The organism is Pseudomonas sp. BN414 (assembly GCF_029871275.1).
Taxonomy (GTDB): domain Bacteria; phylum Pseudomonadota; class Gammaproteobacteria; order Pseudomonadales; family Pseudomonadaceae; genus Metapseudomonas; species Metapseudomonas resinovorans_C.
The window spans coordinates 105,523-118,792 of record NZ_SSOL01000028.1 but is presented as its reverse complement, the minus strand read 5'-3'; the positions used below and the strand labels follow the sequence as shown (position 1 = coordinate 118,792).

Here is a 13,270-nt window from a genome sequence, read left to right as displayed (position 1 = left end):
CGCCTAAAGTGCGCAGGGTCCCATACGCAAGGATCGACATGGCCGAGCCCGTCTCCCTCGATGCCCGCACCGCCCGCATGCTGCCCTGGCTGGTCGCGGTGGCCTTCTTCATGCAGGCTCTCGACGGCACCATCCTCAATACCGCCCTGCCCGCCATGGCCCGCGACCTGGCTGAGGACCCGCTGCGCATGCAGTCGGTGGTCATCGCCTACATGCTCACCGTGGCCCTGCTGATTCCGGCCTCCGGCTGGATCGCCGACCGTTTCGGCACACGCCGCGTGTTCTTTGGTGCAGTACTGCTGTTCAGTCTGGGCTCGTTGTTCTGCGCCCTGTCCGCCACCCTGCCGCAACTGGTGGGCGCACGGGTGGTGCAAGGCCTCGGCGGCGCGCTGATGATGCCGGTGGGACGGCTGGTGGTGTTGCGTGCCTATCCCCGCACGGAACTGGTGCGGATCATGAGCTTCATCACCCTGCCCGGCCTGCTTGGCCCGCTCATCGGCCCGACGCTGGGCGGCTGGCTGGTGGAATACGCCAGCTGGCACTGGATCTTCCTGATCAATATCCCAGTTGGCCTGATCGGTGGTTTCGCCGCCTGGCGCTTTATGCCCGACCTGCGCGGTAGCGGGCCGGTGCGCCTCGACCTGATCGGTTTCCTGCTCTTCGGCACCGCCATGGTGCTGATCACCATCGCCCTGGAAGGCCTGGGCGAACTTCAACTGCCCCACGTGCGGGTGATGCTCCTGCTGCTCGGCGGCCTGGCCTGCCTCGCTGTCTACTGGCTGCATGCGGTGCAGGTCGAACGGCCGCTGTTCGCGCCATCACTGTTTCGCACCCGGACCTTCGCCGCGGGCATCCTCGGCAACCTCTTCTCGCGTCTGGGCAGCGGCGCCCTGCCCTTCCTCACGCCGCTGCTGTTGCAGGTGGCGCTGGGTTATCCACCGGCCCAGGCGGGAATGACCATGATCCCCCTGGCGCTCGCAGCCATGGCCGCGAAACCCGTGGCCAAGCCCTTGCTCGATCGCCTCGGCTATCGCCGCCTGCTGCTCGGCAACACGGTGCTGCTGGGCATGATGATCGCCAGCCTGTCGCTGATCGACGCCAATACCCCCTATCCACTGCTGCTCCTGCACCTGGGTGCGCTGGGCGCGGTGAACTCGATGCAGTTCACCGCGATGAATACCGTCACCCTGCTGGACCTGGACGACCACCAGGCCAGCAGCGGCAACAGCCTGCTCTCGGTGGTGATGCAGCTGTCCATGAGCCTCGGTGTGGCGGTGGCGGCGGCGCTGCTCGGCGGCTTCGGCAAACCCGATGCGCCCAGCGTGCTGGAGGCCTTCCAGGCCACCTACCTGTGCGTCGGCGTGCTGACCCTGCTGGCAGCGGCGATCTTCTTCCAGTTGCCGGCGGACAGCGGCCGCGCCGTGCGCCGGGTGCACAGCGATATCGACGAGTGACGGGGGAGGCGCGCAGGAGCCTGCTAAACTGCGCGCCATTTCGACTTCCAGGCCCGTCCCGTGACCACCACCGCCTTCTCCTCCCTGTCCCTCTCCGAGGCCACCCTGGCCAACCTGGAGACCCTGGGCTACCGCGACATGACGCCGATCCAGGCCCAGGCCCTGCCGCTGATCCTCAAGGGCCAGGACCTGATCGCCCAGGCCAAGACCGGCAGTGGCAAGACCGCCGCTTTCGGGATCGGCCTGCTGGAGCCGCTCAACCCGCGCTACTTCGGCTGCCAGGCGCTGGTGCTCTGCCCCACCCGCGAGCTGGCCGACCAGGTGACCAAGGAAGTCCGCCGCCTGGCCCGTGGCCACGGCAACATCAAGGTGCTGACGCTCTGCGGCGGCGTTCCGTTCGGCCCCCAGGTGGGCTCGCTGGAGCACGGCGCCCACGTCATCGTCGGCACCCCCGGCCGGGTCCAGGAGCACCTGCGCAAGGGCACCCTGGTACTCGACGGTCTCAACACCCTGGTGCTGGACGAAGCCGACCGCATGCTCGACATGGGCTTCTACGACAGCATTGCCGACATCATCGGCCAGCTCCCGGCGCGCCGGCAGACTCTGCTGTTCTCCGCCACCTACCCGGCCGGCATCGCCCAGCTGGCCAAGACCTTCATGCGCGAACCGCAGCAGGTGAAGGTGGAGGCCCTGCACGACGACAGCCAGATCGAGCAGCGCTTCTACGAAATCGACCCGCGCCAGCGCATGGACGCCGTGCTGCGCCTGCTGCAAAGCAACCGCCCGCAATCCTGCGTCGCGTTCTGCCACACCCGTCAGCAATGCCAGGAGCTTGAAGCCCACCTGCGCGACAACGGCGTTTCTGCTCAATCACTACATGGCGACCTGGAACAGCGCGAGCGCGACCAGGTGCTGGCGCTATTCGCCAACCAGAGCTGCAGCGTGCTGGTGGCCACCGACGTCGCCGCTCGTGGCCTGGACATCGCCGGCCTGGAAGCGGTGATCAACGTCGAACTGTCCCGGGACCCGGAAGTGCATATCCACCGGGTCGGCCGCAGTGGCCGCGCCGGCGAGAAAGGCCTGGCCCTGAGCCTGGTGGCACCGGCCGAAGCCAACCGCGCCCAGGCCATCGAAGACCTGCAGCAATCGCCGCTCAACTGGCAGCGCATCGATGAGCTGATCGTGAAGAACCGCGATCCCCTGCTGCCGCCCATGGCCACCCTATGCATAAATGGCGGCCGCAAGGAGAAGCTGCGCCCCGGTGACATCGTCGGTGCCCTCACCGGTGAAGCGGGGATTCCCGGCAGCCAGGTCGGCAAGATCGCCGTCTTTGACTTCCAGGCCTTCGTCGCGGTCGAGCGCGGCATCGCCAAGCAGGCGCTCAAGCGCCTCAGTGAAGGGAAGATCAAGGGGCGTACCTACAAGGTCCGCATCCTCTAAAGGCTCAGACCCAGGACCTCGCGAGCTAGAGAAGAACAAGGCGCGAAACGTAGCGAAGCGGAGTAACTGCCGAAGGCAGGCCCGCAGGGCAAGCGCAGCGCGTCGTGGCTGAGGATGCGGAGTTTACGAGCTGTAAATGACAAATCCGAAGCCATTCGCAACGTAGTTATTCCGACGCGCAGCAGGTCCTTTCGGGGGCAGGTAACCCATGGCGGGCGAAGATGGCCTGATAAGTCCCGTCTTTGCGCATCCCCTGCATCGCCTGGTCGAACTCCTCCACCAACTGCCGATGCCGTGGATGGCTGCGGCGCACCAGGATATGCAGGCCGTTCTCGCTGAGCGGCCGGGCCAGGAATTCCAACCGCTCGCGAATGCCCGCAAGCTCGCGGCTGAGATAGAACCGCGCCACCAGCTCGTCTTCCAGGGTCAGCTGCACGCGTCCGGCCGCCAGCATCCGCGCCCCCATCTGGAAGTCCTTCACCGGCACCTTGTTCAGGCCCGCGTCGGCATCGAAGCTCGGCAGGTAGCTGTAGCCGCGTACCACGGCAATGCTGCTGTTTTGCAGATCGGCCGGCGCCTGGAACAGGACATCGCTGCCCTTGCGCTTGAGGAAGAGGATGCGATTGGTCAGGTAGGGGCTGGAGAACTGGCCGTAGCCGGCTCGTTCATCGCTGTACCAGGCGTTGACGATCAGATCGTAATCGCCGACCTGAACCCCGCGCAGGGCGCGAGCCCATGGCACCTGGACGAACTCGGGGCGGTGGCCGGCGCGCTTTAGCGCGGTGCTTACCAGTTCGGTCGCAAGACCATTGCCCGGCAGGCTGGCATCGGTGAAGGGCGGCCAGACATCGGCAGCCATGCGCAAGGTTTCAGCGGGAGTGCTCGCGGCGGCGAGCAGCAGGGCGAAGAAGGCAAAACCACAGCGTCGTCTCATGCGAAGGCATCCGAGAACAGGTCTGGCCGGCAGGTAGCCAAGACTGCACGAAAATTGCCGCAGCGACCAGATATGAGGTACGCCCGTACCTCGTTCCACAACCCCGCAATGTGACTCGCGCCGCGCGCCAGCATCGAATGCGACAGGGTGGCTGACAGCGTCACCCGCTGCCCTTAGGCTGTACGCGGCAGCACAGCCGTACCCGGACATTCGCCCACAAGGCCCCTATGCCCTCGACCCGATTCAATGAAACGCTGCGCCGCCTCTGGGCGCTGGACAAGTTCAGCTACAGCCTGCGCGTCTTCGTCGCCCTTACCGGGAGCATGGCGCTGTGCTGGCAGCAGGACCGCCTGGACCTGCTGATTCCACTCTTCCTCGGCATCATCGCCAGCGCCCTCGCTGAAACCGATGACAGCTGGCAGGGTCGCCTGACGGCGCTGCTGGTAACCCTCGGCTGCTTCAGCGTCGCCTCGCTGTCAGTGGAGCTGCTGTTCCCCTATCCCTGGGTCTTCGTCAGCGCCCTGGCCCTGGCCAGCTTCGGCCTGACCATGCTCGGCGCCCTTGGCGAGCGCTACGCCACTATCGCGTCGGCAACATTGATCCTCTCCATCTACACCATGATCGGCGTCGACCAGCGCGGTGGCGCGCTCACCGATCTCTGGCAGGAACCCGCCCTGCTGGTGGCCGGCGCCGCCTGGTACGGCCTGCTCTCGGTGCTCTGGCAGGCGCTCTTCACCCACCAGCCGGTGCAGCAGAGCCTCGCCAGGCTATTCCGCGAGCTGGGGCAGTACCTCAAGTTGAAATCAGCGCTCCTGGAGCCAGTGCGCCAACTCGACGTGGAAGCCCGCCGGCTGGAACTGGCACGGCAGAACGGCAAGGTGGTGGCGGCACTGAACGCGACCAAGGACATCATCCTGCACCGGGTCGGCAATGGTCGGCCCGGTCCCAAGGTCAGCCGCTACCTCAAGCTGTACTTCCTGGCGCAGGACATCCACGAGCGCGCCAGTTCCTCCCACTACGCCTACAACGAACTGGCCGAAGCCTTCTTCCACAGCGACGTGCTGTTCCGCTGCCAGCGCCTGCTGCGCCAGCAAGGCGGTGCCTGCCAGGCGCTGGGGCGTGCGATCCAGATGCGCCGGCCCTTCGACTACCTGGATGGCGCCCAGGCCCTGGAAGACCTGAACAAATCCCTGGAACACCTGCGCATCCAGAGCAACCCGGCCTGGCGCGGCCTGCTGCGCTCGCTCAACGCGCTGGCGCGCAATCTCGGCACCCTTGACCGCCTGCTCATCGATGCCAGCAATCCCGATGCCCTCGCCGAAGCCCAGGACGCCAGCCTGCTGGACCGCTCGCCAAAGGGACTGAAGGACGTCTTCGAACGCCTCAGGCAGAACCTCACACCGACGTCCCTGGTGTTCCGCCACGCGCTGCGTATGGCCGTGGCCTTGACCGCCGGTTACGGCATGCTGCACCTGATCCACCCCGAGCAGGGCTATTGGATCCTGCTGACCACGGTGTTCGTCTGCCAGCCCAACTTCGGTGCGACGCGACGCAAGCTGGTCCAGCGGATCATCGGCACGCTGCTCGGCCTGGCGCTGGGCTGGGCGCTGTTCGACCTGTTCCCCAGCGCCCTGGTGCAATCGGTCTTCGCGGTGGTCGCCGGGGTGATCTTCTTCGCCAACCGCGCCACCCGCTACACCTTGGCGACCGCCGCGATCACCCTGATGGTGCTGTTCTGCTTCAACCAGATTGGTGACAGCTACGGCCTGTTCCTGCCGCGTCTGGTGGACACCTTGCTGGGCGCGCTGATCGCCGGCCTGGCGGTGATCTTCATCCTGCCCGACTGGCAGGGTCGCCGGCTCAACCAGGTGGTGGCCAACACCCTTGCCTGCAACAGTCGCTACCTGCGGCAGATCATGCAGCAGTACGCTATTGGCAAGCGCGACGACCTGGCCTATCGCCTGGCCCGGCGCAACGCCCACAACGCCGACGCGGCGCTGTCCACCACCCTCTCCAACATGCTCATGGAGCCGGGCCACTTCCGGAAGGAAGCGGACATCGGGTTCCGCTTCCTGGTGCTCTCACACACCCTGCTCAGCTACCTCTCCGCGCTCGGCGCGCACCGCAGCGAGACCCCCGGCGAAGCCCTGACCCCGACGATCAACGAAGCCGCCGAACAGATTGCCGAGAGCCTGGACTGCATCGCCCAGGGCCTGACCGACCGCCGCCCGATCAGCATCCATCGCGACGAGGAGGATGCCCTCGCCAAGACCCTGGAGCAGCTGCCCGAAGACATGGACGACCGCCCCCGCCTGGTGCAGACCGAACTGGGGCTGATCTGCCGCCAGTTGGGGGCGTTGAGGACGCTGGCGGCGCATTTGTTGAATGAGGGGAAGGTGGCGTAGCAGCGGGGCAGATTCTTTGTGGGGGCGATTTCAATCGCTTTGGGCGGCGAAGCCGCCCCCAGTGTCCGATTCCCGAACCTCAATTTTTAGAGCCACTGCGCATCCCAGAACGGGTAATCGCCTACCTGCTCTACCAGGCCAGCCCGCAATGGGTTGGCGACGATGTAGCGAGCGACCTGGCGGATGTCCTCTTCGCTGCGCAGAGCGTGGTCGTGAAATCCCGGTTGCCAGACGCCTCCACCGGTTTCAACGCAGAAGCCCAACTGACGGGCCGAACGCCCTTTGAATACCTTGACCACGTTGGACAATCCAATCGGCCCGTTGAGCTGGAGCAACCAATGCAGGTGGTCCGGCATCAGCACCCAGGCGAGCGAGCTCACCACATTCTGATCATGCAGCCGGCGCAACTCGGCAACGGCAATACGTGCGCAATCGAAGTCCCGGAACAGGGGCCGGCGGTCGTTGGTCGTGGTGGTGATGTGGTAGATCTGGCCAACGCGTGAAACGCGGCCCTTGAGGAGGTCGTCACTCGGCATGTCCATTGCCCTCTTGTTCTGAAGGCAATGACTCTATGGCCCAGGCAGCCGGATCTGGGCTGCCACGCAGTGGCGAAAGGGATGATCCAGGCCGAGGAAGTTGCCGATGCTGCACTCATCCCTGTGGGGGCGAATTCATTCGCTGAGGGCTGCGCAGCAGCCCCACGCAGATCACAAGGCAGATCTTCGGTCTGTTTAGCGAATGAATTCGCCCCCACAAAAAAGCGGTCCGCCCATCCTTTACTCCCCCATCAACTCGCTGATCGTCTCCCCCACCTTCCGCACCGCCGCTTCGATGGCCGGGGTCGGTTTGGAGGAGTAGTTCATCCGCAGGCAGTTCCGATACTTGCCGGAGGCGGAGAAGATGCTGCCGGCGGCGATCTGTACACCTTTGGGCAGCAAAGCGCGGTTCAGGCGCAGGGTGTCGAAATCCTCTGGCAGTTCCACCCACAGCATGAAGCTGCCCTGGGGTCGGCTGGCGCGGGTGCCTTCGGGGAAGTAGCGCATCACCCAGTCGATCATCTGGTCGCGGCTGTGCTGGTACTGGCTGCGCATGCGCCGCAGGTGGGGTTCGTAATGGCCCTTGCCGATGAACTCGGCCAGCGCCAGCTGCGGCTGGGTCGCCGTAGCACCGGTGGAGATGTATTTCATGTGCAGCACCCGGTCGAGGTAGCGACCGGGAGCGATCCAGCCGACGCGGATACCCGGTGCCACGGTCTTGGAGAAGGAACTGCAGAGCAGCACGCGGCCGTCATCGTCGAAGGACTTGATGGTGCGCGGGCGCGGGTATTGGTAGGCGAGGTCGCCGTACACATCGTCTTCGAGGATCGGCACGTCGTAGCGCTGGGCCAGGGTGACCAGGGCGCGCTTGCGTGCCTCCGGCATGATGTAGCCCAGCGGATTGTTGCAGTTCGGGGTGAGCTGGATCAGCTTGATCGGCCACTGTTCCAGGGCCATTTCCAGTGCTTCCAGGCTGATGCCGTTGAGCGGGTCCGTGGGCAGTTCCAGGGCCTTCATGCCGAAGCCCTTCAAGGTCTGCATGGCGCCGTGGAAGCTCGGCGAATCCACCGCGACGATGTCCCCCGGCTCGCAGGTGGAGCGGATCGCCACCGACAGCGCTTCATGGCATCCGGTGGTGATGACGATATCGCTGGCGGGGATCTGGCAGCCGGAATCCAGCGCCAGGCGCGCCACCTGTTCGCGCAACGCTTCGGTGCCGTAGATGCTGTCGTAGTAGAGGCCGCTGCCGTCCTGGCGCCGGCTGATCTGGCCGAGGCTGCGCAGCAACGGTTTCAAGGTCGGACTGGTGATGTCCGGCATGCCACGGCCGAGCTGCAGGACGTTGTCCTTGGCGCTGCGCTTGATCAGGTCGAGCACGTCGTTCCACTGCGAGACATCCACCGGCCGCTGCGGCGCCCGGCTCATCGCCGGCAACGCGGGTGTCTGCCGACGTGGCGGGACGAAGTAGCCGGACTTCGGCCTGGGTTCGGCCAAGCCACCGTCCTCGAGAATCCGGTAGGCCTGCTGCACCGTGCTCAGGCTCACGCCGTGCTCCAGGCTCAGGGCGCGTACCGACGGCAGGCGGTCGCCGGGGCGGTAATAGCCCTGTTCGATGCGTTCACCGAGGGTTTCGGCCAGCTTGATGTAGAGCTTCATGACAGTCTCCCGAATCGGAGCGAACACACAGCAGGACCATTACAGATGGGTGCTGAACCAAGGATTCAGATAGAAAACCACGCAATCTGTATGAAGAAAATATACAGATCGTGAATCTGTATTGAGAAATTCCCGACGGTCATCATGTTCCCACCCCGATCCACCACAGGGCATGAGGAACGCAATGATGAACGGCCTGAGCGATGTACGCCTGACTCTCCACGCACGGGAACTGGAACAGGAGCAGCGCACGCCTGTATCCCTGGCACCGGCCCTGTCGGGCAACCGCTGGGACCGTTTCTGGATGCGCCTGCACACGCGCCACAAGCTGCTTGAGCTGGATGACCACGCCCTGCGGGACATCGGACTGACCCGCGAACAAGCGCTGGAAGAGGCCCTCAAACCCTTCTGGAAAGTCTGAACGCCGGACACGAGTTCGACCCGATGTTGCGCGTCCGTCAGGGCCAGGGCTTCCAGTCGCGAGAAGGCTTGTTCAACGGCGCTTGCAGACCCTGGAAGCCGGATTGTGCCTGGAGCTTGCGCAAGCCTTCGGCCAGTCGCTTGTCCACGTACTTGCCACGCGGGTTGTCCGGCACCAGCCAGCGCACAGGATAGAGACCGAAGTCCTGGGCACGCAGTTGTTCACGCAGGCCCAGGCGATCGATTTCGTGTTCCGTCTCGTTCACGGCGAAGACGTAGCCGTCGATGCGCCCGCGCACCAGCTTCTGCAGGCTGCCCTCGATGCTGTTGCCGGACAGCGCCGGAAAACCCAGCCAGGGCGCATGGGCACGATCCGTCTCGACCTGGTAAGGAAACGCCAGGCTGCGCAGGGCCGGTGTCACGACCGGCGAGGCGAGCTGTTCCTGCAGTTCATCGACGCGCCAGCTGTACCCCAGCAGGGGCTGCAACTGTGCCTGTTGCCCGGCATCGAGGCCGCTGGCGGCCAATCGCTCGGCGCTGAGGACATGGGCCGGGTCGAGCAGTTGGGCCACGTTCAGGCTGTTGGCGCGCCGCGTGAACAGGCCGAAGCGCACCTCCCAGAGCTGGCCCGAGCCGTAGCGCAATCCAGCCGGCAGACGTGGCAGGTTGCCGAGAAAGGGCACCTGGAATTCGCACTCACCGTTCTGCAGCAGGTGAAAGGTGCGGGCGAATGGGATGATCTGCAGGTCGAAGTCGATGTCCGGAAGTTGTTGGTCGAGGGCGCGAACCAGGTCCAGCAGGGGGCCGCTGCCATCCGCCTCGGCCAATCCGGGCACTTCGGCCACCGCCACCCGCCATTGCTCGGCGGCCGCGACGGTGCTGGCCCAGCACAGGCACAAACTGAGGCACAGCAACGAGAGTCGGCGCATGGCTCACCCCGGCGGAGCGGTACGCCAGAGTATAGGTGCGCCCTTTAGCGCAGCAGGCTGGCCATGCGCTGGATCGCATCCTGATGGGCGGACACCAGGGCCAGGCCGCCGTCGGCGTCCAGGGCATTCAGCGGAGGCGCCAGCTTGCGATAGGCGGCCAGTTGTTCGATGGCTGGCAAGCGCGCCGGTCGGCCGTCGTCGCGCAGGGCATGGAAGAGCCCCAGGTTGACCAGATCGACCAGGCCGAGCCGGCCGCCCGTGTCGGCGTCCCACTGCCTGACGCTGCGCACGACGTCGATGTAGCTCTGATCCACGGCCCATTTCTTCAGCACGATCACACTCAGGGACTGGCCGTATTCCTGGCAGAGACGTGTGTAGACCTCCGGGCTCGGGACCTGGCTGGCGTCCTTGAAAGCGGAGAGCACCGCCAGATCGCCGACATCGCAGAGCAGGCTGGCCAGCATTGCATGGTCCGGCGAGGTGAAGCCCAGGGGGCGGGCAAGTACCGCGCTGATCGCCGCGTGGCGCGTGAGGCGTCCCCAGACGCCGATGAACAGCTGCTTGTGGGCGGCGCTGTGGAGGGTGAAGAGGCTTTTCAGGCTGTGGATCAGGGTGATGCGGTCCACCTCCTGCAAGCCGAGCAGGCGAATCACATCCTCCAGCGTCCGCGGTGGCGCGCTGGAACGGAACATGATGCTGGAGGCATGCTTCATCAGCAGTGCGCTGAGCGCCGGGTCCTTGCTGATGACCTGCTTCAACCGGGCGACGGAGACGTTCGGGTCGGCCAGGGCGCGGCGGATGTCCAGGGTGATCATCGGCAGGCTGGGCAGTTGTTCTTCGCCATTCATCAGCTGCGTGACCACCTTGCGGTAGATCGAGTAATCCGACTCTGCTGCGCTCAACACGGTTCTCCCCTTTTTTTGTGGGCGCAGTGTAGCCACACGCCATCACGGCGCCCATGGGAAAACGTCTGCAATCGGACAGATTGCTCAGGGGAGTGGCACGCCGTAAGGCTTGGCGAGCTTCTTCAGCCGACCATCGGCACGCATCTTCTTCAGCACGCGACCGATATCGTCACGCAGTTGTCGGTGGGATTCACCCCTGGGCAGCGCGAAGTAACCGACCTGGGTATCGATCACCGGCGTGAGCTTGCGCACCTGAGCGTCGATACCCAGCTCGTCGATGCGCGGACGGGAATCCCGTTCGTTGCTGGCGACGAGATCGGCCCGGCCCGCCATCAGAAGCCTGAACGCCAATTCCACCGAGGGCGTTACGTGCTGATCGAGCTGGCCGCGCATGGCCTCGAAGCGCTCACCATAGATCCAACCGTGAATGATCGCGATGCGTTTCCCCTTCAGGCTGGCCAGGGTGCCGTCCCAGGTCACCGGCGAGTCACTGCGCGCGTAGAACACCACGCTGTCGCGATAGAAACCGGGTTCGGCGAACTGGAAGCGCAACTCCCGCGCGGCCGTGCGGTAAGGGCCGATCAGCACATCGGCGCGCCCCTCTTCCACGAGCTTCTGGGCGCGGGCCCAAGGGTAGCTTTCGAAGCGCACCTGATCGCCCAGGTCCTTGGCGATCGCGCGCATCACATCGATGCCCAAGCCGCTGGGGACTCCTTTGGCATCGAGAACATAGAGACCGGGGAATTCAGTACCGACCGCGAGCAATTCGCGGCCATTGGCGAAGGGGACCAGGCCCAGCACCCAGAGAATGACGCAGAGGGTGCGGAAACTCGGACGCATGTCCGCGGGCCTCGGTCTGCTGCTACTTCACAGCCTAGCAGCCGGCGCTGCGCTCAGCCCGGCAGTTCTCGCCAGGTGAGGTACACGCGCAGGTCGAACTCCAGCTGGTGGTAGCCCGGCAGCATGTGCTCGCAGAGCTGGTAGAAGGCCTTGGTGTGATCGCGCTCTTTCAGGTGCGCCAGTTCGTGGACCAGGATCATCTGCAGGAACTCCGGGGCCGCTTCCTTGAACAACGAGGCGACGCGGATTTCCTTCTTCGCCTTGAGCTTGCCGCCCTGCACTCGCGAAATCGCGGTGTTAAGCCCAAGCGCCTTGTGCACCACATCGAGCTTGTTGTCGTAGAGCACCTTGTCCGGTGCCGGAGCGTTGCGCAGATGCTCCTGCTTGAGCGTCATCGCGTAGTTGTACAACGCCTTGTCGCTCTGCACGTCGTGGCGGCCCGGGTAGCGGCGCTCCAGGTACTCAGCGAGGCGGCCGGCGGCCATCATCTGCGCCACTTGTTCCTGGAGGTGGGCCGGGTAGCCGCGGAGGTACTTGAGACTGGTCATGACAAAGCAGGTGGGAATGGGAGGCGCGACAGTCTACCCGAGCACAGCGTTCGGCGAGCGCCTTCCAGACAAGTCGACCGGACCTCGAAAAGTTCCCCGGTGCTTTGCGACGCAGTTCAAGCTTCGAGCAAATTCCCGCTCGACTGCGCCACGCGCATCGCTGATAGCACCGAGCCAGAGCCTTTCAAAAAACCGGCGCGGCTGAGGGGAAAATTTCCTTATCCATCAAGGCCGGTCATTTCCGGCCGCTTCCGGCCATCCCCATAAAGGCAATATCGCAATACTGGCCAACCTCGATTTAGACGTAATTTTGACGCCAATATGCCGACCATCGGTAACTGACAACGCGCCAGCGCCTTCGTATAAAGCGGTCGCGAGACGGCCCAAACGCCTTCGGACGAAACGGCAGGCAACTGCTACCTGCAACTTTCACTTTTGGTTCGAGCGACTTTGGCCGGAACGCCGTCCTGCACCTGTGCGACGTGGATTCACAGCGCCCGACCGGAAGTTCCTTTCGAGAACTCCGTCATGATCGACCTCTCCACCTGGAACCTGACCCTGCCCGTAGGCGTGCCTGCCGTCACCATCGAGACACCCCTGCTGGTGGGTGGCTACCGTGACTATTACTTCCAGAATGACAGCACCACCATCCGCTTCTGGGTACCGGTCAATGGCACCACCACGGCCAATGCGACCTACCCACGCAGCGAGCTGCGCGAAACCTATGCCGACGGCAAGCTGCGTAACTGGACCTACCCCAGCGCCGACAACCTGCTCAGTGCCAACCTCGCCGTCAGCCAGGTGCCTTCCACCGGCAAGCTGGTGATCGGCCAGATCCATGCCTATGGCAGCAGCAGCCCACTGCTCAAGCTGGAGTACCAGTTCAAGACCAAGACGCAGACCGCGAACATCGTTGCCAAGGTGCGCAACTCACCGACCGAGGAAACCAGCACGGTGATCCCGCTGCTCAGCGGCATCCCGCTGAACCAGCGCTTCAGCTATGTGATCGACCTGTCGCCGAATGGCCTGCTCAGCGTCATGGTCAATGGCAGCCTGTGGAGCCAGCAACTCTCCACGGCGTGGGCGCCGAAGTCGCTGTACTTCAAGGCTGGGGTGTATGCGCAGGACAACGAAGGGTATGAGACGGAAGCGGGCGCGGCGACTTTCTACAGCTTGAAGATCGAGCATCGGGCGCCTTGAGCA

12 protein-coding genes are annotated in these 13,270 nt (G+C 64.6%); 5 read left to right on the top strand and 7 right to left on the bottom strand.

Annotated elements, in window-relative coordinates; all coding sequences use genetic code 11:
- The first annotated feature begins 38 nt into the window (after window positions 1-38).
- Together mdtD and dbpA are read left to right on the top strand one after the other, a co-directional pair.
- Window positions 39-1,454: a multidrug transporter subunit MdtD gene (gene mdtD, locus E8E95_RS04020; RefSeq protein ID WP_280348292.1), complete on the top strand. Its 1,416-nt coding sequence runs from the start codon at window positions 39-41 to the stop codon at window positions 1,452-1,454.
- A 60-nt stretch (window positions 1,455-1,514) separates the two neighbouring features.
- Window positions 1,515-2,894, top strand: coding sequence for an ATP-dependent RNA helicase DbpA (gene dbpA / locus E8E95_RS04015; protein WP_280348290.1), 1,380 nt, complete (start codon window positions 1,515-1,517; stop codon window positions 2,892-2,894).
- A gap of 166 nt (window positions 2,895-3,060) precedes the next feature.
- On the opposite strand, the gene E8E95_RS04010 is transcribed toward dbpA, so the two are convergent.
- A complete protein-coding gene (locus E8E95_RS04010; RefSeq protein ID WP_280348288.1) occupies window positions 3,061-3,828 on the bottom strand; it encodes a transporter substrate-binding domain-containing protein in 768 nt (255 codons plus the stop codon).
- Window positions 3,829-4,055: 227 nt separating this feature from the next.
- Between E8E95_RS04010 and yccS the strand changes: the two genes are divergently transcribed.
- Window positions 4,056-6,233, top strand: coding sequence for a YccS family putative transporter (yccS, locus tag E8E95_RS04005; RefSeq protein WP_280348286.1), 2,178 nt, complete (start codon window positions 4,056-4,058; stop codon window positions 6,231-6,233).
- 86 nt (window positions 6,234-6,319) lie between these two features.
- On the opposite strand, the gene E8E95_RS04000 is transcribed toward yccS, so the two are convergent.
- Together E8E95_RS04000 and E8E95_RS03995 are read right to left on the bottom strand one after the other, a co-directional pair.
- Window positions 6,320-6,769 (bottom strand): transposase, encoded by a 450-nt coding sequence (locus E8E95_RS04000; protein ID WP_348532569.1) that lies wholly within the window; start codon window positions 6,767-6,769, stop codon window positions 6,320-6,322.
- 240 nt (window positions 6,770-7,009) lie between these two features.
- The gene (locus E8E95_RS03995) at window positions 7,010-8,425 is read right to left on the bottom strand and encodes a PLP-dependent aminotransferase family protein (protein ID WP_280348282.1); all 1,416 of its coding nucleotides are present in this window, start codon (window positions 8,423-8,425) and stop codon (window positions 7,010-7,012) included.
- A gap of 187 nt (window positions 8,426-8,612) precedes the next feature.
- On the opposite strand from E8E95_RS03995, the gene E8E95_RS03990 reads away from it, so the two are divergent.
- Complete coding sequence (locus E8E95_RS03990; protein WP_280348280.1) at window positions 8,613-8,846, top strand: DUF1127 domain-containing protein; 234 nt, start codon at window positions 8,613-8,615, stop codon at window positions 8,844-8,846.
- 37 nt (window positions 8,847-8,883) lie between these two features.
- On the opposite strand, the gene E8E95_RS03985 is transcribed toward E8E95_RS03990, so the two are convergent.
- From E8E95_RS03985 to E8E95_RS03970, 4 genes are all read right to left on the bottom strand, one after another.
- Window positions 8,884-9,774, bottom strand: a complete 891-nt coding sequence (locus tag E8E95_RS03985) for a hypothetical protein (RefSeq protein WP_280348278.1) — start codon at window positions 9,772-9,774, stop codon at window positions 8,884-8,886.
- A gap of 44 nt (window positions 9,775-9,818) precedes the next feature.
- The gene (locus tag E8E95_RS03980) at window positions 9,819-10,679 is read right to left on the bottom strand and encodes an HDOD domain-containing protein (protein WP_280348276.1); all 861 of its coding nucleotides are present in this window, start codon (window positions 10,677-10,679) and stop codon (window positions 9,819-9,821) included.
- A gap of 84 nt (window positions 10,680-10,763) precedes the next feature.
- Window positions 10,764-11,519, bottom strand: a complete 756-nt coding sequence (locus E8E95_RS03975; RefSeq protein ID WP_280348274.1) for a transporter substrate-binding domain-containing protein — start codon at window positions 11,517-11,519, stop codon at window positions 10,764-10,766.
- 53 nt (window positions 11,520-11,572) lie between these two features.
- Window positions 11,573-12,067 (bottom strand): M48 family metallopeptidase, encoded by a 495-nt coding sequence (locus E8E95_RS03970; protein ID WP_280348272.1) that lies wholly within the window; start codon window positions 12,065-12,067, stop codon window positions 11,573-11,575.
- Window positions 12,068-12,595: 528 nt separating this feature from the next.
- Here E8E95_RS03970 and E8E95_RS03965 point away from each other — a divergent pair.
- Window positions 12,596-13,267 carry a polysaccharide lyase family 7 protein gene (locus E8E95_RS03965; RefSeq protein ID WP_280348270.1) on the top strand — a complete coding sequence of 224 codons (672 nt, stop codon included), beginning with the start codon at window positions 12,596-12,598 and terminating at the stop codon, window positions 13,265-13,267.
- The last annotated feature ends 3 nt before the right edge of the window (window positions 13,268-13,270 follow it).